The organism is Clostridioides sp. ES-S-0001-03 (assembly GCF_020676075.1).
Taxonomy (GTDB): Bacteria; Bacillota; Clostridia; order Peptostreptococcales; family Peptostreptococcaceae; genus Clostridioides.
Genome location: NZ_JACVWJ010000007.1, coordinates 132,813 through 155,447 on the forward strand (window position 1 = coordinate 132,813; position 22,635 = coordinate 155,447).

24 protein-coding genes and 1 rRNA gene are annotated in these 22,635 nt (G+C 28.8%); 13 read left to right on the forward strand and 12 right to left on the reverse strand.

Translation table 11 applies throughout. From position 1 onward, the window contains the following. Positions 1-137 precede the first annotated feature (137 nt). Positions 138-719 (forward strand): GerMN domain-containing protein, encoded by a 582-nt coding sequence (locus IC174_RS15360; protein ID WP_227436554.1) that lies wholly within the window; start codon positions 138-140, stop codon positions 717-719. Between the two features lie 78 nt (positions 720-797). On the opposite strand, the gene IC174_RS15365 is transcribed toward IC174_RS15360, so the two are convergent. From IC174_RS15365 to rpmH, 12 genes are all read right to left on the reverse strand, one after another. Next, positions 798-1,940, reverse strand: a complete 1,143-nt coding sequence (locus IC174_RS15365; RefSeq protein WP_227483328.1) for an aminotransferase class V-fold PLP-dependent enzyme — start codon at positions 1,938-1,940, stop codon at positions 798-800. Between the two features lie 32 nt (positions 1,941-1,972). Next, entirely contained in the window at positions 1,973-2,839 is an 867-nt protein-coding gene (locus IC174_RS15370; protein ID WP_227483329.1) for a ParB/RepB/Spo0J family partition protein, read from the reverse strand. 1 nt (position 2,840) lies between these two features. Continuing rightward, positions 2,841-3,614, reverse strand: coding sequence for a ParA family protein (locus tag IC174_RS15375; protein ID WP_227436560.1), 774 nt, complete (start codon positions 3,612-3,614; stop codon positions 2,841-2,843). Positions 3,615-3,749: 135 nt separating this feature from the next. Further along, entirely contained in the window at positions 3,750-4,535 is a 786-nt protein-coding gene (noc, locus tag IC174_RS15380; RefSeq protein ID WP_227436562.1) for a nucleoid occlusion protein, read from the reverse strand. Positions 4,536-4,699: 164 nt separating this feature from the next. After that, positions 4,700-5,419, reverse strand: a complete 720-nt coding sequence (gene rsmG, locus IC174_RS15385; RefSeq protein WP_227483330.1) for a 16S rRNA (guanine(527)-N(7))-methyltransferase RsmG — start codon at positions 5,417-5,419, stop codon at positions 4,700-4,702. Beyond that, positions 5,412-7,307 carry a tRNA uridine-5-carboxymethylaminomethyl(34) synthesis enzyme MnmG gene (gene mnmG / locus IC174_RS15390; RefSeq protein WP_227436566.1) on the reverse strand — a complete coding sequence of 632 codons (1,896 nt, stop codon included), beginning with the start codon at positions 7,305-7,307 and terminating at the stop codon, positions 5,412-5,414. The genes rsmG and mnmG overlap by 8 nt, the downstream gene beginning before the upstream one ends. A gap of 122 nt (positions 7,308-7,429) precedes the next feature. Then, positions 7,430-8,809 (reverse strand): tRNA uridine-5-carboxymethylaminomethyl(34) synthesis GTPase MnmE, encoded by a 1,380-nt coding sequence (gene mnmE / locus IC174_RS15395; protein ID WP_227483331.1) that lies wholly within the window; start codon positions 8,807-8,809, stop codon positions 7,430-7,432. A gap of 109 nt (positions 8,810-8,918) precedes the next feature. Further along, the gene (gene jag, locus IC174_RS15400; protein ID WP_227436570.1) at positions 8,919-9,548 is read right to left on the reverse strand and encodes an RNA-binding cell elongation regulator Jag/EloR; all 630 of its coding nucleotides are present in this window, start codon (positions 9,546-9,548) and stop codon (positions 8,919-8,921) included. Then, positions 9,517-10,224, reverse strand: coding sequence for a YidC/Oxa1 family membrane protein insertase (locus IC174_RS15405; protein WP_227436572.1), 708 nt, complete (start codon positions 10,222-10,224; stop codon positions 9,517-9,519). The genes jag and IC174_RS15405 overlap by 32 nt, the downstream gene beginning before the upstream one ends. 31 nt (positions 10,225-10,255) lie before the next feature. Beyond that, positions 10,256-10,507 (reverse strand): membrane protein insertion efficiency factor YidD, encoded by a 252-nt coding sequence (gene yidD / locus IC174_RS15410; RefSeq protein ID WP_227436574.1) that lies wholly within the window; start codon positions 10,505-10,507, stop codon positions 10,256-10,258. 32 nt (positions 10,508-10,539) lie between these two features. Further along, the gene (gene rnpA, locus IC174_RS15415) at positions 10,540-10,884 is read right to left on the reverse strand and encodes a ribonuclease P protein component (RefSeq protein ID WP_227436576.1); all 345 of its coding nucleotides are present in this window, start codon (positions 10,882-10,884) and stop codon (positions 10,540-10,542) included. Between the two features lie 77 nt (positions 10,885-10,961). After that, the gene (gene rpmH, locus IC174_RS15420) at positions 10,962-11,099 is read right to left on the reverse strand and encodes a 50S ribosomal protein L34 (protein ID WP_003420485.1); all 138 of its coding nucleotides are present in this window, start codon (positions 11,097-11,099) and stop codon (positions 10,962-10,964) included. 658 nt (positions 11,100-11,757) lie between these two features. Between rpmH and dnaA the strand changes: the two genes are divergently transcribed. From dnaA to IC174_RS15480, 12 genes are all read left to right on the forward strand, one after another. Then, positions 11,758-13,077 (forward strand): chromosomal replication initiator protein DnaA, encoded by a 1,320-nt coding sequence (gene dnaA, locus IC174_RS15425; protein ID WP_255613010.1) that lies wholly within the window; start codon positions 11,758-11,760, stop codon positions 13,075-13,077. Between the two features lie 241 nt (positions 13,078-13,318). Then, the gene (dnaN, locus tag IC174_RS15430; RefSeq protein WP_227436578.1) at positions 13,319-14,425 is read left to right on the forward strand and encodes a DNA polymerase III subunit beta; all 1,107 of its coding nucleotides are present in this window, start codon (positions 13,319-13,321) and stop codon (positions 14,423-14,425) included. A 137-nt stretch (positions 14,426-14,562) separates the two neighbouring features. Next, a complete protein-coding gene (gene yaaA / locus IC174_RS15435) occupies positions 14,563-14,769 on the forward strand; it encodes a S4 domain-containing protein YaaA (RefSeq protein ID WP_227436580.1) in 207 nt (68 codons plus the stop codon). A gap of 16 nt (positions 14,770-14,785) precedes the next feature. After that, the gene (gene recF / locus IC174_RS15440) at positions 14,786-15,901 is read left to right on the forward strand and encodes a DNA replication/repair protein RecF (RefSeq protein WP_227436582.1); all 1,116 of its coding nucleotides are present in this window, start codon (positions 14,786-14,788) and stop codon (positions 15,899-15,901) included. Next, positions 15,902-17,803, forward strand: coding sequence for a DNA topoisomerase (ATP-hydrolyzing) subunit B (gene gyrB / locus IC174_RS15445; RefSeq protein WP_227436584.1), 1,902 nt, complete (start codon positions 15,902-15,904; stop codon positions 17,801-17,803). It abuts the gene before it with no gap. Positions 17,804-17,822: 19 nt separating this feature from the next. Beyond that, positions 17,823-20,249, forward strand: coding sequence for a DNA gyrase subunit A (gyrA, locus tag IC174_RS15450; protein WP_227436586.1), 2,427 nt, complete (start codon positions 17,823-17,825; stop codon positions 20,247-20,249). A 68-nt stretch (positions 20,250-20,317) separates the two neighbouring features. Next, positions 20,318-20,614: a YtxH domain-containing protein gene (locus tag IC174_RS15455; RefSeq protein ID WP_227483332.1), complete on the forward strand. Its 297-nt coding sequence runs from the start codon at positions 20,318-20,320 to the stop codon at positions 20,612-20,614. Beyond that, positions 20,614-20,874, forward strand: a complete 261-nt coding sequence (locus IC174_RS15460; RefSeq protein WP_054272124.1) for a hypothetical protein — start codon at positions 20,614-20,616, stop codon at positions 20,872-20,874. The genes IC174_RS15455 and IC174_RS15460 overlap by 1 nt, the downstream gene beginning before the upstream one ends. Positions 20,875-20,885: 11 nt before the next feature. Next, positions 20,886-21,203 (forward strand): STAS domain-containing protein, encoded by a 318-nt coding sequence (locus tag IC174_RS15465; protein ID WP_227436590.1) that lies wholly within the window; start codon positions 20,886-20,888, stop codon positions 21,201-21,203. Between the two features lie 3 nt (positions 21,204-21,206). Further along, positions 21,207-21,614, forward strand: a complete 408-nt coding sequence (locus IC174_RS15470) for an ATP-binding protein (RefSeq protein ID WP_227436592.1) — start codon at positions 21,207-21,209, stop codon at positions 21,612-21,614. After that, the gene (locus tag IC174_RS15475; protein ID WP_227436593.1) at positions 21,614-22,387 is read left to right on the forward strand and encodes a SigB/SigF/SigG family RNA polymerase sigma factor; all 774 of its coding nucleotides are present in this window, start codon (positions 21,614-21,616) and stop codon (positions 22,385-22,387) included. Before IC174_RS15470 ends, IC174_RS15475 begins: the two co-directional genes overlap by 1 nt. 181 nt (positions 22,388-22,568) lie before the next feature. Further along, positions 22,569-22,635 (forward strand): 16S ribosomal RNA (locus tag IC174_RS15480); the annotation flags it as partial.

Here is a 22,635-nt window from a genome sequence, read left to right on the forward strand (position 1 = left end):
ACTAATATTTAGTTTATTTTGTATTTAATTAACTTAAATAAATCATTTTTTAAATTTGTTACTATTTTGTATTCATATATTCAGTCATAACGATTATAATTATATATAAGAATAGTATCTTGAGAGGAGTAATTTTTATGAAAAACAAGAAAATAATGTTAGTGTTAAGTATATTATCTATATCTATATTGGCAGTTGGATGTAGCAATGCTCAAAATGAAGCAACTAAAAAAGAAACTAAAAATAATACAAATGTTGAGCAACCAAAGGAAGAAAACAATAAAGAAAATAATGATGAAAAAGAAGTTCCTAATAAAAAGTCTACATCAGCTCCAAAGGAAGAAAAAAAGACGGAGTCTGCTGTTATTTATTCTTTTGATGTAGACAAAACAGATTTAATTGAGAATAAGGTTGATTTAGAAAAAATTGATGAAAACACTTTATTTGCTGAGCTACAAAAGCTTAAAGTAATTCCAGAATCTGCAAAACTAAATTCATTTACTACAAAAGATATTGATGGTGTAAAAACTGGTATATTAGATGTTAACTCTGATTTTACAAAATCAAACTTAGGTAGTGATGCAGAAACTTTAATGCTTGATTCAGTTGCACGTACTTACATAAAAAACATGAATGTTGAACAAATAAAGCTTACTGTTGATGGCGCTAACTATGAAAGCGGTCATATAGTTCTTGAAGATGGAGATTATTTAAAGTAAGTTTTTAAATTATATTAAGTTACAAAAATAGTGTCAACTATCTATAAAGTTGACACTATTTTTATGTTGTAATTTATACTATTTATTTTTTGAAATTTTCTTCAAGGCATCTATTGCTTTATCTATCTCATCTTTCGTATTAAAATATCCTATACTGAATCTTACCGCACCTTGTTTTAATGTACCTAAAGTAGTATGAGCTAATGGAGAACAATGTATTCCTGATCTAGTTGCTATATTATATTCACTATCTAATAAGAAAGTAACCTCTCCAGAATCCATGTTTCCTATATTTATAGCTATTACTGAGGCTCTTTTTTTACTGTCTTTTGGTCCATATATCTTTACATCTGATACTCCTTCTAACTTATTTAGCATATATTGACATAATTCTTCTTCATGTTGTCTTATATTGTTGATTCCTCTTTCAAATATAAATAATACACCTTGGTTAAGCCCTGCTATACCTGGAGTATTATGAGTTCCTGACTCGTATTTATCTGGGAACAGTTCTGGTTGAACCATTTCTTCTGATTTACTACCTGTCCCACCCTCTTTTAATATATTCAAATTTAGGCCTTCTCTTACATATAAGATACCTGTTCCTTGAGGTCCAAATAAGCATTTATGACCTGGCATAGCCAACATATCTATATTACATTTCTTCACATCTATATCATAAACACCTGCTGTTTGTGATGCATCTACCAAGAATATTATATTATGTTTCTTAGCTATTTCTCCAACTTTTTTTATATCTATTAATGTTCCACATACATTAGATGCATGTGTAGTTACAATCAGCTTAGTGTTATCCTTTATTGATTTTTCTAACTCTTCATAATCTAAAAAACCTTCATCATCACATTTTACTACAGTATTTTCAACCCCTTTTTTCTCAAGAGCTTTTATAGGTCTTATTACTGAATTATGTTCCATAGATGTTGTTATTACATGATCTCCTTTTTGTAATACACCTTTTATTGCTAAATTCAAAGAGTCTGTTGCATTAGACGTAAATACTATATTCATAGGATTACTTACATTAAATAACTTAGCTATATTTTCTCTTGTATCATAAATTTCTCTAGCAGCTCGCATAGCAAGCTTATGCCCTGCTCTTCCTGGATTTGCACAATAGTTTTTCATACAATCTAAAACAGCATCATAAACTCTTTCTGGTTTTGGATATGTAGTTGCAGCATTGTCTAGATAAATCATATTCATCGTCCTCTCTATTTTATATTTGTGTGTTATTCAAGAAGCATTGATACAATACTGTTTAAATCATCATCATTATAGTATTCTATCTCTATTTTACCTTTTTTCTTACCTTTGGAAATATTTACTTTAGTTCCAAAAATATTTCTAAGTTTATCTTCTACATCTAAAATAAATACATCTTTAGGCTTAGACTTCTTTGGCATATCTTCTTCTTTATTTTCAGATATTTTTTTTGCAATATTTTCAACTTCTCTTACAGAAAGTTCTTCCTCTTCTATCTTTTTTGCAATTTGTAGTTGTAATTTTCTATCTACAATCCTTAATAGAGCCTTTCCATGACCTGCTGTGATTTTACCACTATCTATCATGTCTATAACATCTTGTCCTAGATTTAAAAGTCTCAAAGTGTTAGTTATATGAGGTCTACTTTTACCGACAGCTTCTGATATTTCTTCTTGAGTTACATTATAATGCTCAATTAAACTTTTATATGCTAGTGCTTCTTCTATTGAATTTAAATCTTCTCTTTGTAAGTTTTCAATTAAAGCTATCTCCATTATGTCTTTCATCTCTATATCTTTAATTATAGCAGGTATTTGACTTTTATTTGCAAGTTTTGATGCTCTAAATCTTCTTTCACCAGCTATTATCATGTACTTATTGTTTTCATCTCTTTTAACTACTATTGGTTGTAGTACACCATAATTTTTTATAGACTCAGATAATACTTTTATTTTTTCTTCATCAAATTGCTTTCTTGGCTGAACTTCGTTTGGATATATTTTGTCTATATCTATATTAACTATTTCTTTATCTGAAGTTTCTCCTTTAATTTCTGGTATCAATGCACTAAGACCTCGACCCAATCTATTACTTCTTTTAGACTTATTCTCCATACTACCACTCCTCCTCTTCTAAATCTATAAATTCTTCTGCTAGTTCCAAATAAGCTACAGACCCCCTACATCTTTTATCATAATAAATTGCTGGTTTACCATGACTAGGAGCTTCTGCAAGTCTTACATTTCTTGGAATTAGAGTAGTGTATACACTACCTTTAAAGTACTTTTTAACTTCTTCAACAACTTGTATTGATAGATTGGCTCTTCCATCAAACATACTCAAAACAACACCTTGAATTTCTATATCTGTATTTAATCTTGATTTTACTAATTTTATAGTCTCCATTAATTGACTTACACCTTCTAAGGCATAATATTCACATTGTATAGGAATTAAAACACTATCTACAGCCGTTAGACAATTTATTGTAAGCATTCCAAGTGAAGGTGGGCAATCCAAAAATATATAGTCATATTCATCCTTTACTACTTTTATGGAATTTTTTAAAATATACTCTCTATTATTTATAGATGCAAGCTCTATCTCTGCACCTGCTAGTTCCGTAGCTGATGGAACTACATCTACATTTTCAAACTCTGTTTTTATTATTGCTTCTTTAATATGCAAACCATCTAACATAATCTCATAGATTGTATTTTCTACTTCATTTTTATCAATACCATATCCACTAGTTGTATTTCCTTGAGGGTCCAAATCTAATACTAATATCTTTTTTCCTAAGGTTCCTAAACTGGCACTTAAATTTACATTTGTTGTAGTTTTTCCGACTCCGCCCTTTTGATTAAATATAGCTATAACTTTGCCCATGATGTTCCCCCCTTTAAGAATCAAATTAATTTTAAATATTGACTAGTTGCTTTTATAATTATAAATAATGTCTATAAATCAATTTATATTACAAGGCTTGTTTTAAAAAAAAAGATTACTGGTAAGCAGTAATCTCTATTTTTTAGGGATTTTTACAACAACTTCCATATAATCTCCCTTATCTATTTCATTATACTTAGCATCAATTCCTGTATTTGATATAGCATCAAAGGCTTGCTTTATAGTATTTATGTAAATTCTTATACTCATAGCACCCTTTATATTCTGTTTTTTATCAGGCTCTTCTTGAATTTCAATTTCTTCTAGTATATCTTGTATCAGTTTTTCTGTTTTTTTAACAGTCAATTCATTCTTTATGACCTTTTCTAGTACACTTTTCATTAAATCTTCACTTGGTAATTTAAGGAATGCCCTAGCATGTCTTTCTGTTAAATTATTCTCTATTAGCTTCATTTTTATATCGTTTGGAAGCTTTAATATTCTAAGCTTGTTTGCTACAGTAGATTGATTTTTACCTAATTTTTCTGCTAATTGCTGTTGAGTAAAAGCATGCTCTTTTATTAAGTTTTCATAGCCAATTGCTTCTTCAATAAAATTTAAGTCTTCTCGTTGCAAATTTTCTAATAACGCTAGAACAGCAGAAGATTCATCGTTCATATTATTTATAATTGCTGGTACAGTTTTAAGCTCTGCTAACTTAGCTGCTCTTAATCTTCTTTCTCCAGCAATTAGTTCATATTTACCATCTTTTGCTCTAACTGTTATAGGTTGAATTATACCATATACCTTTATAGAATTGCTCAATTCCTCCAATGAAACTTGTGAAAATATTTTTCTTGGTTGGTATGGATTTGGAACTATATCTTCTATAGGTATCTCCATAACTCTTTTATCTTCCATAACATACCTCTCTTATTTTAGATATAAATATTTTTGTTCTCTATATGTACATACAATTTTATTTCTGCATCTACTTTAATAATTCCTTTATTTTTGTTTGTTTTGAGGCAACCTTAATTATTTCCTGAGAAATGATTAAGGTTGCCTACTAATTAATATCTTGATTATTTAATAGGATTTTTAGCTGGCTTACCAGCTTTTCTAGGGTATTTAACTGGTGTTTCATGTATCTTTTTAAAAACTAATATATTATGATTTAAATCTATTTCTGGTAATTCTACATCTATTTTTTCAATAAACTCTAATCCTAAAGTATCTATAGCCTTTTTTGATTCCTCTAATTCTAGATTAGCATTTGGACCTTTTAAACAAATAAAATATCCTCCTACTTTTACAAATGGTACACAAAATTCCATAAGAATTGGTAATCCAGCTACAGCTCTTGCTGTAGCAATATCATACTTTTCCCTGTACTTTTCATCTTTTCCAAAATCTTCAGCTCTTCCATGTATAAATTTAATACCCTCTAGTTCTAATGCTCTAGCAACTTCTTCTAGAAAGCTTATTCTTTTATTTAAAGAGTCCAATAAGGTTAACTCTAACTCCTCTAAACATATTTTTAGTGGTATACCTGGAAAACCAGCACCTGTACCAACATCTATTATGGACATACCATTTTTTATATATCCATTTTTTACAGCTGAAATAGAGTCTAAAAAGTGTTTTATATATACTTCTTTTTCATCCTCTATTCCTGTAAGGTTCATTTTTTGATTCCAATCAACTAATATATCTCTATAAGTTTTAAATTTTTGTAACATATCATCATTTGTATCTATATTAAAATTTTTAATTCCATTTTCTAGAAGTTCTATATTATTCACTTTTTCCACCTCTAGTTCTTCTAACTTGTTCTAGGTGTATAAGTAACACTGATATATCAGCTGGAGAAACACCTGATATACGAGATGCTTGACCTATTGAAATAGGTTTTATGTCATCTAACTTTTGTCTTGCTTCTAATCTAAGTCCTTCTATTGATGAATAATTTATTTTTTCATCTAATTTTTTATTCTCAAGCTTTTTAAATTGGTCTATCTGTTTTAATTGCTTGTCTATATAACCTTCATACTTAGTCATTATTACGCATTGTTCTTTAACTTCTCTTGAAACATCTTCACCAGCATCTTTTCCTATTTCTTCAAGCAATTCATAGGATACCTCTGGTCTTTTTAAAAACTCATACAGTGATATTCCAACTTTTATTGGCGTTGCACCTTTTTCTTCTAGTAAATTATTTACTTCCTTTGGTGTAACTCTTTCGCTCTTTAATCTTTCAAATTCTTTTTCAACAGCATTCTTCTTATTTATGAATCTTTCATATCTATCTTTTTTAACTAAGCCTAATTCATAACCCTTTTGAGTTAATCTCATATCCGCATTATCTTGTCTTAAATACAATCTATATTCTGCTCTTGATGTCATCATTCTATAAGGTTCATTAGTTCCTTTAGTAACAAGGTCATCTAATAATACACCTATATATGCTTCTGAACGATCTAATACAAAAGGTTCTTTTCCTTCTATCTTTCTAACAGCATTTATACCCGCCATAAGCCCTTGAGCTGCTGCTTCTTCATATCCAGAAGTTCCATTAAATTGCCCTGCACTAAATAAGTTTTCAACACCTTTTATTTCTAAACTTATTTTTAATTGTGTTGGGTCCACACAATCATATTCTATAGCATATGCAGGTCTCATTATCTTACAGTTTTCAAGCCCCTTTATAGTTTTATACATATCTAGTTGAACTTCAAAAGGTAAACTAGTTGATATCCCTTGAATATACATTTCTTTAGTATTCAAACCCTCTGGCTCTATAAACAATTGATGTGAAGTTTTATCACTAAATCTTACTACTTTATCTTCTATAGAAGGACAATATCTTGGCCCAGTACTTTCTATAACTCCACTATACATGGCAGACCTTTTTAAATTATCTAGTATAACTCTTTGAGTATCTTCAGTGGTTCTTGTTAAATAACAAGGTTCTTGCTCTTTCTCTATGTTTTCATTCATAAATGAGAAAGGAGTTACTTTTTCGTCACCTTCTTGTAGAGACATTACAGAGAAATCTATACTATCTCTATGGACTCTTGCTGGTGTTCCTGTTTTAAATCTTCTCATTCTAAGACCTAATTCAACTAAACTATCTGTAAGGTATTTTGCATATCCTAATGCATTAGGACCTTCGTAAAATGCCACCTCACCCATATATATTTTTGAATTTAAATAAACTCCAGTAGCTAATATTACAGCTTTAGATTTAAATGAACATCCTAGCTTAGTTCCAACACCTATTACAACATTTCCTTCATGTAATATTTCTACAACTTCATCCATAGCTATATCGAGGTTTGGCTCATTTTCTAATGTTTTTTTCATTTCTTCATGGTATTTAAATTTATCTGCTTGGGCTCTCAAGGAATGAACTGCTGGTCCTTTAGCAGTATTTAACATTCTACTTTGTATATATGTCTTGTCTATATTTAGTCCCATTTGACCACCTAAAGCATCTATCTCTTTTACTAACTGACCTTTACCCGTTCCACCAATTGATGGATTGCAAGGCATTAATGCAATAGAATCTAAAGACATTGTTATTATCAAAGTTTTATATCCCATTCTTGCCGTAGCTAAAGCAGCTTCACATCCCGCGTGACCTGCCCCAACTACTATAACATCATATTTTCCTGCTTCAAACTTTATCATTTATAATTCCTTTCTTTTTAATATTAATGTTTCATGAGAAACACTATAAAATATCTATAATTTCTACAATAAAAAATGAAATTTATTACTTCTATATCTTCTTTCCTTTTGTGTTTTACATCCTATTTTCCTATACAGAAGTTGTGGAATATATTATCTAATAAATCTTCTGTTACTGTATCTCCATTAATATATCCAAGATAGTCCCATATATTTTTTAAATCTACTTCTACAAAGTCAAATGGCATACTTTGTTCTAGAGCAATTAAAGCATCTGTTGCAGACTTATATGCCTTACCAAGTGCATCCTTATGTCTAGAATTAGTTACTATTAAACTAGAATTGTTTTTGATACTTCCTTTATATACCATAGACTCTATCTTATCTTGTAATGCTTCTATTCCTTCTTGCTGTAAAGCTGATATTCTTATTATACTATTATTTTCTACATATTTAAGTATTTTTTCTTCTTCAATCTCTTGTTTTAAGTCATTTTTATTTAATAGTACTATTGTTTGTTTATCTTTAAGCTTCTTTAATATTTCTACATCTTCTTCTGACAACTTTCTTGATGCATCTAAAACCATTATAATTAAATCAGCACTTGTAAATGATTCTTTAGATTTCTCAACGCCTATTTTTTCAACTATATCATCAGTATCTCTTATACCTGCTGTATCAACTATCTTAAGAGGTATACCTTTTATATTAACAAATTCCTCTATAACATCTCTAGTAGTTCCTGGTATGTCTGTAACTATAGCTCTATTTTCTCCCAAAATAGAGTTAAGCAGTGAAGATTTTCCTACATTTGGTTTCCCAACAATTACTGTTTTCAAGCCTTCTCTAAGTATTTTCCCACTTTCAGCTGTATCATATAATTTTTTAATTTCTTTTTTAAGTTCACCAGTTTTATCCTTAAGCGTTTGATATGTTATATGTTCAATATCTTCTTCAGGATAATCTATAGCAACTTCTACATGTGCCAGTATCTCAGTAACTTTATCTCTTAAGTCTCTTATCTTCTTTGATAGAGAACCCTCTAACTGGTTTTGAGCAACTTCATGAGCTATATCAGTTTTTGCCTTTATAACATCTATTACTGCTTCTGCTTGAGATAAATCTATTCTTCCGTTTAAAAATGCTCTTTTAGTAAACTCCCCAGCTTCTGCCAATCTAACATCTTTAGATAATATTAGTTCTAAAATTTTCTTTACTGAAATAAATCCACCATGGCAATTTATTTCTATAACATCTTCTCCTGTGTATGAATTGGGCCCCTTCATATATGCCAATAATACTTCATCTATTGCATTTTCATTATCTACAATATTTCCATATATTAATGTTCTTTTATTATAATCTTTTATACTCTTTCCTGACATGGATTTAAAGATTTCTTCTGCAACTTTTAAAGCTTTTTCTCCACTTATTCTCAGTATACCTATACCACCTTCTCCAGGTGCTGTAGCTATAGCCGCTATTGTATCATCTATAAACAAATTTATCACCTCTTAATTTATAATTTTTACATATAGATTTATTTTTGACCAATTACAATGATTTAATAAGATTAAAAAATAAAACCCCCTAATGTTTAGGAGGTTGATTTTATCTTTTACACTCAATTACTAATCTTCTATATGGATCGGTTCCTTCACTATATGTAATTACATATTTGTCATTTTGAAGGGCTGAATGTATTATTCTTCTCTCATATGGATTCATATAATCTAATTTTTTAGTTTTTCTTGTTTTCGCTACTTCTCTAGCAACCTTATTAGCATATCTTATTAAAGATTCTTCTCTTTTTGACCTATAGTTTTCTATATCTACAAGTACTCTTGTATGAGAGTCTTTATTTATTTTATTAAGAGCTAATCCAGTTAAAAATTGAATAGAATCTAAAGTTTCCCCTCTTCTACCAATTAAACTTGCAGCTTCTTTGCCTTCAATATCAACCATGATTAAATTATCTTTTTGAGATACATTGACTTTGGCATCAACATTTGCATTTTTCAACATTACCTCTATAAAATTTTTAGCTACATCTAGTTCCTTTTCAATAACAAAAATTTCATAGGTACCATCTTTAGCACCTATAAAACCTAAAAACCCCTTGCTTGGATTTTCTAGTATTTCTACCTCTATATCCTCTACTTTTAAATTTAAATCTGCTATCGCCTTATTTATAGCTTCTTCTTTACTTTTACTTTTTATTAATTTTAGGCTTTTTCTCATTAACTTTTTCCTCCTTAGAGTTAGCAGCCAGCTTAGCTTTTAAAGGATTCATTATTAAGTAATACTGAGCTATTGAGAATAAGTTACTTACTGTCCAGTACAATGTAAGTCCTGCTGGGAATATAAATCCCCAATAGAAAGACATCCCTGCCATTACATATGTCATTACTTTCATAGAGCCTTGTAGTTGGTCCTTTGGAGTCATTACCTTTTGCATTACATATGCACTTGCTCCTGAAAATACTGCTAATACATAATCTGGTGCTGTTAAACTTTTTATCCATAAAAACCCATTGTCAGCTGCCATAAATGCAGCTTGATTTGCAAAAACGCCATGAGCAACTGGCTCTCTTAAAACGCTAAATAATCCTATTAATATAGGAAACTGTATTAATAAAGGTAAACAACCAGATAGTGGATTAATTTTAGCTTCTCCATATAACTTAACAATTTCTTCATTTTGTTTTTCTGGCTTATTTTTATATTTTTCTTGTATCTCTTTTATACGAGGTTGTATATCTTGCATTGCCTTTGTTGACTTAGTCTGTTTAACTGTTAATGGTAGTAAAATAATCTTTACAAGTATAGTAAAAATTATTATAGAAATACCATAGTGGTTAACAAATTCAAATATTACCTTAAGAATTAATCCTAAGAAATTTCCTATTATATTCAATTTTTTTATACCTCCTAATAGTTACTCTCTTTTATTTTAGAGGGTCGTAACCTCCTGGATGAAAAGGATGACATTTTAGAAGTCTTCTTATTGTTAAGTACATACCTTTTACAAATCCATATTTTTTAAATGCCTCTATTGAATATTGTGAGCAAGTTGGATAGAATCTACAAGTAGGTCCCTTTAAGGGAGATATATACTTTTGATAAAATTTTACTAAATAAATACATAAATTCGATAAATACCTACTTATTTCCTTTAATATATAAATTATTTTATTCAAAATTATTAACCTCCATATTTATAGCATATAATTTAAAGAGAAATATCCGTTCTTTTAACTAAATTTTTTATAGACTTGTCTATCTCTTTAAAACTAGCATCTTTACTAGATACTCTTGCTATAAATACTATATCATATCCAGGCTTAATTTTTTCATCAATATTTAATCTGTAGACTTCTTTTATTAATCTTCTTACTCTATTTCTAGTGATAGCTTTTCCTACTTTCTTTGAAACAGAAATACCTATTCTACTATAATCTGATTTATTTTTAAGTATATATATTACTAAATATCTGTTTGCAAAAGATTTGCCGTGTTTATATACTTTTCTAAAATCAGAGTCTTTTTTTAACCCCTTTGTCCTATTAAAGTCCATAGTTAACCTCCATAAACACAGCTATGCATTGTAATTATTTACACAAAAAGGCCACCTTTGCAGCGGCCCTTTTGTAATTAATGAGTTAATCTATTTCTTCCTTTAGCTCTTCTTCTTTTTAACACGTTTCTTCCGTTAGACGTCTTCATTCTTTTTCTGAAACCATGTTCTTTACTTCTTTGTCTCTTTTTTGGTTGATAAGTTCTTTTACTCATTATTTTGCACCGCCTTTCAGATTTCATTTTCCGTTTATAAAAATAATAACTTTACCCTCAAAGTAAACATAACACATATAATTATAAATACTTTTACTATCGTTGTCAACGAGTTTTTGGTATGCTTGCATCACAAAATCTACCATATATATATTATGTATTTTTTTTATTGAAAATACTAGTAAAAATCTATTTAATTTTATTCTAAATTATTTTTTTCAATTATATACACAAATAAAGCAAATTTAACATGTTTATATTTTTATCAACAATTAGTTAATATTGTGGATAAATTAGTTACAAATCATTGAAGTTTGACATATATTTTGATATTATAAATATACTTGTTGATAATGTGTATAAATGTTATCAACTTATTAAAAATTATTCACAGCTTGTGGATACTTTTGTGTATAACTTTTAAGATTACTGACAATACTCTAGTTATAATCACCATTTATTGTATGTTTATGTTATTTATAACTTTATCTACATATTGTTTATATCTTTTCATATTTTTTTAATAATTTATACTATTATTAATTTATCAACACCATTATCCATAAATTTAGTTATTCTGTAAAATTTATATATATTTTTGCTTTTCTGTTAATAACTTTGTGGAAAATATTAATTATTCTGTTCGGAGGTTTATATTATGGATATAGTTTCTTTATGGGACAAAACCCTACAATTAATAAAAGGTGACTTAACTTCAGTAAGTTTTAATACCTTTTTTAAAAACATCGTACCATTAAAAATACATCTTAATGACTTGATACTACTAGCTCCTAGTGATTTTAATAAAGATATTCTAGAAAATAGATATTTGCATTTAATTGAAGATGCTATAAATCAACTGTCATTAAAAAAGTATAATATTAAATTTGTATTGAGCGAAAAAGAAGTTGCTGACCTAAATTCTGATAGTGCAGATTTAAATTATAGAGTACTTTACCCTAACCTGAATCCAAAATACACATTTGATACGTTCGTTATTGGTAATAGCAATAGATTTGCTCATGCTGCATGTGTTGCAGTTGCTGAATCTCCTGCTAAAGCTTACAATCCACTTTTTTTGTATGGAGGGGTTGGCTTAGGTAAAACTCATTTAATGCACGCTATTGGACATCATATTGTCAGCCAAAAAAAAGATTCAAAAGTTGTTTATGTTTCTTCAGAAAAATTTACTAATGAACTTATAAACTCTATAAAAGATGATAAAAATGAAGAATTTAGAAATAAATATAGAAATGTAGATGTCTTATTAATTGATGATATTCAATTTATAGCTGGGAAGGAAAGAACTCAAGAAGAGTTTTTCCATACATTTAATACTCTTCATGAGGCAAATAAACAAATAATTATCTCTAGTGATAGACCACCAAAAGATATACCTACACTAGAAGATAGATTAAGATCGAGATTTGAAATGGGACTTATAACTGATATTCAGGCACCAGACTTTGAAACAAGGATTGCTATCCTTAGAAAAAAGGCTCAACTAGAACGTATAGAAGTGCCAAACGAAGTTATGTCATATATAGCAAAAAATATTAAGTCAAATATAAGAGAACTAGAAGGTGCCTTAACTAGAGTAGTTGCTTACTCTTCTCTTAGTAATAGAGTGATATCTTTTGATCTTGCTACAGAAGCTTTAAAAGATATTATAACAACTTCTAAAAATGAAGAAATCAATGTGCTTAGAATAAAAGAAAAAGTTTCTTCTGTATTCAATTTAAAAATGGAAGATTTTAATTCTAAAAAAAGAACTCGTTCAATAGCTTTTCCAAGACAAATAGCTATGTATTTAACGCGCGAACTTACTGATTTGTCTCTCCCTAAAATAGGTGAAGAATTTGGAGGAAGAGATCATACAACAGTAATTCATGCTCATGATAAAGTATCTAGAGACATAGAAGAAAGCGAAGAAATTAAGACTAAAATAGACAAAATTATATCAGATTTAAAGGGATAATTTATACACAATTGTCTGTTTATATCTATTGAATAACTTGTTTATACTTTTTTATATTAAAATTTATTAACAAATAATTAAGTATAAAATAACAAAGATATCAACATCTTATACACATGTTGATATCTTTGCATTTATAATGTTACATGTACTTATTAACATTATCAACAACACCTACTACTATTACTACTATGATTTTAACTTATTTTTTTATATAAAAAGCCAGAGGAGGTTATCCACATTGAAAATAATTTGTAATCAAAAAATCCTAGCAAATAGAATCGGGATTGCTCAAAAAGCTATTAATGGAAAAACAACTATAGAACTATTAAAGGGTATACTTATATCTACAGAAGAAGGCCAGTTAAAACTTACTGGATATGATGCGGAGATAGGAATAGAAACTTATGTACAAGCAGAGATTATAGAAAAAGGTGATGTTGTTGTAGATGCAAGATTATTTGGAGATATAATTAGAAAATTACCAGATTCTTTTGTTGAGATAGAAACAGATTCAGAAAATAATATTTACATAAATTGTGTAAATTCAAGATTTAAAATTAAAGGATATGCAGCTAAAGAATTTCCTAAACTACCAGAATTAAATGAAGAAGATTTATACAGCATACCTCAAGAACTCCTAAAAAATATGATTAAACAAACTGTATTTGCTATTTCACAAGACCAAACAAAACCTGTTTTAATGGGAGAACTTCTAGAAATTGTAGATAAAAATTTAAATCTAGTAGCAATTGATGGCTATAGATTAGCTGTAAAAAGCTGTTCAGTTGATAGTTTAACTGAAAATATAAAAGTAATAATTCCAGGAAAGACACTTATAGATGTAAATAGCTTGCTTTCTGGAGAAGATAATGTTAAAGTTGGATTTAACGAAAAAAATGCTATTTTTATAATTAATGATACAAAAATTATTACAAGATTACTTGAAGGAGATTTTATTGATTATAAAAAATTATTGCCAAGAGAGCATAATAGTAGAGTAAAGTTAAATACTAAAGAACTTTTAAATAGTATAGAAAGAGCATCTTTATTGTCTCAATCAGAAAAAAATAACCTTATAAAATTATCTATAAGGGATAAAGTAATGGCAATTACTTCTAATACAGAAAAAGGAAATGTCTATGAAGAAGTTGAAATAGATTTAGATGGAGATTATTTAGATATAGCTTTTAACTCTCGATACTTTATTGAAGGATTGAAAAATATAGATAATGAGGAAATATTTATAGAATTTACTACAAATGTAAATCCTTGTATAATTAAACCAACAGATGATATTAATTATATTTACTTATTACTTCCAGTAAGAATATCATCTAATATATAGTAGATATTAAGGAGTTGTCTTTTGTAGAAAAATTTTTCTAATCTTAGGCAACTCCTTTTGCAAGTATTTTTATGGTATAATATATTTTTAGTGTATTAATACCTATTTACCTAAAATAATGGCAAGGAGGAACTCTTATGACTGAAATAACTATAGAATCAGACTATATAAAGTTAGATCAATTCCTAAAACTAGCAGAGATTGCATCAACCGGAGGTCATGCAAAATTTTTAATTCAAGAAGGTTTAGTGACTGTAAATGATGAAATAGAATTAAGAAGAGGGAAAAAGATAAAATCAGGAGATATAGTTGAGATAGAAGGAACTAAAATAAAAGTATTGTAAAAAAGGAGAACTTTTTGTGAAACTTAAAAGTTTGCAGCTTGTTAATTTTAGAAATTATGAAAAGTTGCATCTGGAATTTAATGGTAAAGTGAATCTTCTTGTTGGAAAAAATGGTCAAGGAAAGACAAATATAGTAGAATCTATTTATATGCTTTCTTTTGGCAAGTCATTTAGAACCAACAAAGATAGAGAAATGGTTAGATTTAATAGTGAAAATTTATATGTTGGAGGAAGTTTTTCAAAATATAATAAATATAGTCTAATAGAGCTAATTATTGGAAAAGATAAAAAGGGGATACGAATAAATAAAGTTCCTTTGCAAAAAATGCAGGAATTACTTGGCAACTTAAATGTTGTCATATTTTCACCTGAAGATTTAAGACTGGTTAAAGAAGGTCCTAAAGAGAGAAGGACTTTCATAGATAAAGAGATTAGCCAAATTATTCCTAAATATTATAATTATCTTACTAATTACAATAAAATACTTTCTCAAAGAAGTAGAGTTCTAAAAAGCATGCATGTTGATGAAGCTTTATTAGATGTATATGATGATACACTAGCAAAATACGGAAGTTATATTTATATTTTACGCAGAGACTTTATAAAAAAGATAGCTAATATATCTGAACATATGCATATGAATTTGACTAATGGAGTTGAAAAATTATCAATCAAATATAAAACTCAAATAAATATAACTGACGAAGATACTATAGAAACAGTATATAATAAATTTTTAGCCAAGTTGTCATCAAATAGACCTAATGATATAGAATCTAGAACTACTAGATATGGTATACACAAAGATGACTTAAATATATTCATAAATGATTTAGATGCAAGACTTTTTGGTTCACAAGGTCAACAAAGAACTGCTTCAATATCATTAAAGCTATCAGAGATAGAATTAATAAAAAATGAGGTTGAAGAATATCCAGTATTAATTTTAGATGATGTTTTTAGTGAGTTAGATGAAGCAAGACAAAAACTTTTAGTAAATAATTTAAGCAATGTTCAAATGTTTATAACAAGTGCTGAAATTTCACATAAAAAAATATTTGATGAAAAGGATGTTACAATATTTAATATTGAAAACGGCAATGTTATTAGCATAGAGAATGGAGGAAATTAAATGAAACAAGAATACGGTGCAAGTCAGATACAGGTATTAGAGGGATTAGAGGCCGTTAGAAAAAGACCAGGTATGTATATTGGTAGTACAAGCCCAAGAGGTTTACACCACTTAGTTTATGAAGTTGTAGATAATAGTATCGATGAGGCTTTACAAGGCTATTGTTCAAATATATATGTATCTATTAATGAAGATGGCAGTATTTTAGTAAAAGATGACGGAAGAGGTATCCCAGTCGAAACACATCCTAAGACTGGAAAATCGACTTTAGAAACAGTATTAACTAATCTTCATGCAGGAGGAAAATTTGGAGGCGGAGGATATAAAGTATCTGGAGGTCTTCATGGAGTTGGTGTTTCTGTAGTTAATGCATTATCAAAATGGATGATAGCAGAAGTTTATTTAAATGGAAAAATATATAAGCAGACATATGAAAAAGGTCTACCAACATCTAAGATTGAGATAGTTGGAGAATCTCAAAGTACAGGAACAATAATTCAATTTATGCCTGATGCTACTATATTTGATGAAATAGAGTTTAAATATGAAACATTAGAATATAGACTTAGAGAACTTTCTTTTTTAAATAAAGGAATAAAAATAGTATTTGAAGATAAAAGAGAAAATCAAGAAAAAAGAAAAGAATTTCACTATACAGGTGGTCTAGTAGAATATATTAAGTATTTAAATAAATCTAGAACTGGAATACATGATGACATAGTTTATATAGATAAAAAAGTTGATGATTGTATTGTCGAATTAGCTATGCAATATACGGATGGTTATACAGAGAACATATATTCTTTTGCAAATAATATAAATACGCATGAAGGAGGAGCTCATTTAAGTGGATTCAAAGCAGCTCTTACTAAAACTGTAAATGATTATGCTAAGAGAAATAAATTCTTAAAAGAAAATGATGTTAACTTATTAGGTGAAGATATAAGAGAAGGACTTACAGCTGTAGTATCAGTTAAATTACCAGAACCTCAATTTGAAGGACAAACTAAAACAAAACTAGGTAATAGTTTTATGAGAGGTGTAGTTGATAGTGTAACGGTTGATGAACTTGGCTCTTTCTTAGAGGAAAATCCAGCAACAGCTAGAATAATAGTTGATAAAGCTTTGAGAGCACAAAGAGCTAGAGAAGCTGCAAAGAAAGCAAGAGAATTAACAAGAAGAAAGAGTGTTTTAGAAAGCACATCTTTACCTGGAAAATTAGCAGATTGTGCAGAAAAAGATCCTGCTAAAAGTGAAATATTCTTAGTCGAAGGAGATTCAGCGGGAGGTTCCGCAAAACAAGGTAGAGATAGAAATAGTCAAGCGATACTTCCATTAAGAGGTAAGATACTTAATGTCGAAAAATCAAGACTAGATAGAATATTATCTTCAGACGAAATAAAAAATATGATAACAGCTTATGGTTGTGGTATAGGAGAAGATTTTGATATAGATAAGGCTAGATATCATAAAATTATAATTATGACCGATGCCGATGTAGATGGAGCTCATATAAGAACTTTACTATTAACATTCTTCTTTAGATACATGAGACCTCTTATAGATGAGGGGTATGTTTATGCAGCACAACCTCCTTTATATAAAGTAACAAAGCAAAAAAAGGAACATTATGTTTATTCAGATAAAGAATTAAATGTTTTATTAGATGAAATTGGAAGAAATGGTGCAGAACTTCAAAGATATAAAGGTCTTGGAGAGATGAATGCAGAACAATTATGGGATACCACTATGAATCCTGATACAAGAACTTTATTGCAAGTAACTGTAGAAGATGCTGCAATTGCAGATGAAGTATTTTCAATGCTTATGGGTGATAAGGTTGCTCCAAGAAAAGAATTTATAGAAGAAAATGCAAGATTCGTTAGAAACTTAGATATATAGAGAGAGGGGATTAGTATACATGGAAGAAAATAACAAAATACTCCCTATTGAAATAGCGGAAGAAATGAAAAAATCTTATATCGATTATTCGATGAGTGTTATAGCTGGACGTGCTCTTCCTGATGTTAGAGATGGTCTAAAGCCAGTTCACAGAAGAATACTATACTCAATGAGTGAATTAAACTTAACACCAGATAAACCATATAGAAAGTCAGCCCGTATTGTTGGGGACGTTTTAGGTAAGTACCATCCACATGGAGATACTGCTGTTTATTTTGCAATGGTTAGAATGGCTCAAGACTTTTCAACTAGAGCACTTTTAGTAGATGGTCATGGTAACTTTGGTTCTGTTGATGGAGACTCACCAGCGGCAATGCGTTATACAGAAGCTAAGATGAGTAAATTATCATTAGAATTATTAAGAGATATAGAAAAAGAAACTGTAGATTTTAAACCAAACTTTGATGAATCATTAAAAGAACCTTCAGTACTACCAGCAAGGTATCCCAATCTATTAGTGAATGGGTCTAATGGTATAGCTGTTGGGATGGCAACTTCAATACCTCCACATAACTTAGCTGAAGTAATTGATGCAACTGTACATTTGATTGACAATCCAGATTGTAGTGTTGAGGACTTAATAAAATTTATACAAGGTCCAGATTTTCCTACAGCTGCAATTATAATGGGAAAAGAGAATATAGCAGAGGCATATAGAACTGGAAGAGGTAAAGTTAAGGTTAGATCTAGAGCTTTTATAGAAGAACTTCCAAAAGGAAAACAACAGATAATAGTTACAGAAATACCTTATCAAGTAAATAAAGCTAAATTAGTTGAGAGAATAGCTGAGTTAGTTAAAGAAAAAAGAATAGAAGGTATATCAGATTTAAGAGACGAAAGTAATAGAAATGGTATGAGAATTGTTATAGAATTAAAGAGAGATGCTAATGCTAATATAGTATTAAATAATCTGTATAAACATTCTCAAATGGAAGATACATTTAGTATAATAATGCTTGCTCTTGTAGATGGTCAACCAAGAGTTTTAAATCTTAAGCAAATACTATATCATTATATTAAACATCAAGAAGATGTTGTTACAAGAAGAACTAAATTTGAATTAAACAAAGCTGAAGCAAGAGCACATATTTTAGAAGGATTAAAAATTGCTTTAGATAATATAGATGCTGTTATAAGCTTGATAAGAGCTTCAAAAACAGGCCAAGAAGCTAAGATAGGTTTAGTAGAAAAATTCAATCTAACTGAGATTCAAGCTCAAGCTATACTAGATATGAGACTTCAAAGACTTACAGGTCTAGAAAGAGATAAGATAGAAGCTGAGTATGAAGACTTAATAAAGAAAATAAATAGATTAAAAGAAATTTTGGCTGATGAAAGATTACTTTTAAATGTAATAAAAGATGAAATGACAATAATAAAAGAAAATTATTCTGATGAAAGAAGAACAGAAATAAGACATGCTGAAGGCGAGATAGATATGAGAGATCTTATAAGTGATGAGGAAATAGCCATAACTCTTACTCACTTTGGATATATAAAAAGACTTCCATCTGATACTTATAAGAGCCAAAAAAGAGGTGGAAGAGGTATCTCAGCACTTACAACTAGAGAAGAGGACTTTGTAAGACATTTGATAACTACAACTACTCATAGTAGATTACTGTTCTTTACAAATAAGGGTAGAGTATTTAAATTAAATGCATATGAAATACCTGAAGGTAAGAGACAAGCAAAAGGTACTGCTATAGTAAACTTACTTCAATTGTCAGCAGACGAAAAGATTGCAACTTTAATACCTATAGATGGTAATGATGAAAATGAATATTTATTACTTACAACTAAAAAAGGTATCGTTAAAAAGACTAAACGAGAAGAGTTTAAAAATATAAACAAATCTGGTCTTATTGCTATAGGTTTAAGAGATGATGATGAACTTATTGGAGTAGAGCTAACAGATGGAAAACAGGAAGTACTTTTAGTAACTAATGAAGGTATGTCTATAAGGTTTGATGAAAATGATATAAGATATATGGGTAGAACAGCAATGGGTGTAAAAGGTATAACTTTAAGTAAAAAAGACTTTGTTGTATCTATGAATCTTTGTAGTAAAGGTACAGATGTATTAGTTGTCAGTAGAAATGGTTTTGGTAAAAGAACAAATATAGAAGAATATAGAAGCCAAATAAGAGCTGGAAAAGGAATTAAAACTTATAACATATCTGAAAAAACTGGTACAATTGTTGGTGCAGAGATGGTCAATGAAGATGATGAGATAATGATTATAAATTCTGATGGAGTTCTTATTAGAATAAGAGTTAATGAAATTTCACTATTTGGAAGGGTTACAAGTGGTGTTAAATTAATGAAAACTAATGAAGAAGTGAATGTAGTTTCGATTGCTAAAATAAATATTGAAGAAGAATAGGATAAATATCCTATTCTTTTTGTATAATGTACTTAGATAAAAATTTAAAATTGAAAGGAGTAGTTGTTATGTGTAATAAAAGAGGTTGTAAAAAAGGTGGATTTTTATTAATAGGAGCCATTTTAGGTTTTATATTTGGTATGTTTCTTGCACCAAAAAAAGGTTCTGAGTTAAGAAAAGAGACAAAAGATAAGTTTGATAAAGTGAAAGAAAACCCAAAAGAAGTTCTACATGAAACATTTAATGATGTTAAAGAGAGAATAATAACTTTAGTAGATGATGATAATAATGAAGAAGATATAAAAATTTCAGAAGAAGATATAGTAATAAGTAAAAGTTTTGACGAAGAGGGAGATGTTAACTAATGAATGCATGGGGGTGGCAAATAGGAGCAGTGTTAGTAGGTAGTTCGGCTCTTATAGTAGCAATTTATTTAGCTAAAACTCTAAATAGTTTAAATAAAGTTGTTGAAAAAGCTTATAAGATTGTAGATTACAATGAAAGACATATACAAGATATTGTTGAAAATGCATCATCAATATCAAAGGGAATAGATGATATAGTTTATGTAATTAATAAGATATTGAGTATAGGTAATATATTTAAAATTATTAAGAGAAAATAGGAGGTTTTTACATGTCTATGAATATAGATTCAAATTTAGATTCTCAAAATAAGTTTTGGAATGTTTGTATTGATGGAGAACTTGATGTCTCTACAGCAGATAAATTAAAAGAACATTTACATGGTTTAATAGAAAGAAACATGTTGGATGTAAAGATTAATCTTAAAGATTTAGATTATATAGATTCTACAGGTTTAGGAGCTATGATAGGTGTTTTAAAAAAACTAAAAATAAATGAAAAAGAGATATACATAGTAAATCCTAAGAGTAATGTTAGGAAAATTTTTACTATAACAGGTCTAGATAAAATATTTAAAGTGGAGGGATAAATTTTGGCTTGTGAAACTATAAAGATGGAAATTACTACAAATCCAGATTATGTAGGCATAATAAGATTAACAGCGTCTGGGATTGCAAATAAAATGGGGTTTCCAATAGATGATATAGAAGATATAAAGGTAGCAGTATCAGAGGCATGTACCAATGCAATAAAACATAGTAATGATGATGTATTCAATATAGTATTTAATATTTTAGACGATGCAATTAATATAGAGATTCAAGATAATGGAAAAGGATATGATGTTAGCTCAATAAGTACACCAGATTTAGAGAATCCAAAAGAAAGTGGTCTTGGATTATTTATAATTAAAACTTTAATGGATGATGTAGATATTGAATCAGAATGTAATCAAGGAACAAAAATAAAAATGACTAAGTATTTAGGAGTTGATATTTAATGAAAAATGTAGCTAATGCTACACATTACCTAAATATGGATACAAAAGAGCTATTTAATTTATATAATACAAATAAAAACGTAGATATCAGGAATATTCTTATTGAAAGACATCTATATTTAGCAAGGTTGTTAGCTAAAAAGTATATAAACAAGGGTGTTGATTTTGAAGACATATATCAAGTTGCTTCATTAGCATTAATTTATGCTATTGATAGATATGATGTTGAAAAGGGATTTGAATTCTCCAGTTTTGCAACACCAACTATAGTAGGAGAAATTAAAAAATATTTTAGAGATAAAGTATGGACACTTAGAGTACCAAGAAGAATACAAGAATTAAGCAAAAAGATAAGTGATGCGAAAATTAAACTAGAGCAAGAAAATAAAAAACATCCAAAGGTAAAAGATATCGCTGACTATATAGGAGTTAGTGAAGAAGATGTACTAGAGGCTATGGAAGCATCTTATGGTTATCAACCTATGTCTTTAGATTCATCAAGTAATGATGATTCAGAAGACAAAGACATAACTCTTATTGATAAAATAGGAAAAGAAGAAGGTAATTTCGGAAGTATAGAATACGAAGATTTTATTAATAAGTTTATTGAAACTTTAAATGAGTTAGAAGTAAAAATATTTAAAGATAGATTTTTCTTCGATAAAACCCAGTCTAGTATAGCTAAAGAATTAGATATATCTCAAATGACTGTTTCTCGCTTAGAAAAAAAGGTCGTAGAAAAGCTAAAAAAAGAATATGAAAAAAATTTCTAAAAAATAATAAAAAAAGTATTGACCTACTGTTTGAATGATGGTATAGTATTACTTGTCCTTGAAAAAAAGGAACAAGAAAAAATACGAACATTGAAAATTAAACAGTAGGTTAATTTATATTAAGAAACAAACCATAAAGCCAGATATTTAGATAACAATAGTATCTGAGCCTGATAAACTTTTATTTGAGAGTTTGATCCTGGCTCAGGATGAACGCTGGCGGCGTGCCTAACACATGCAAGTTGAGC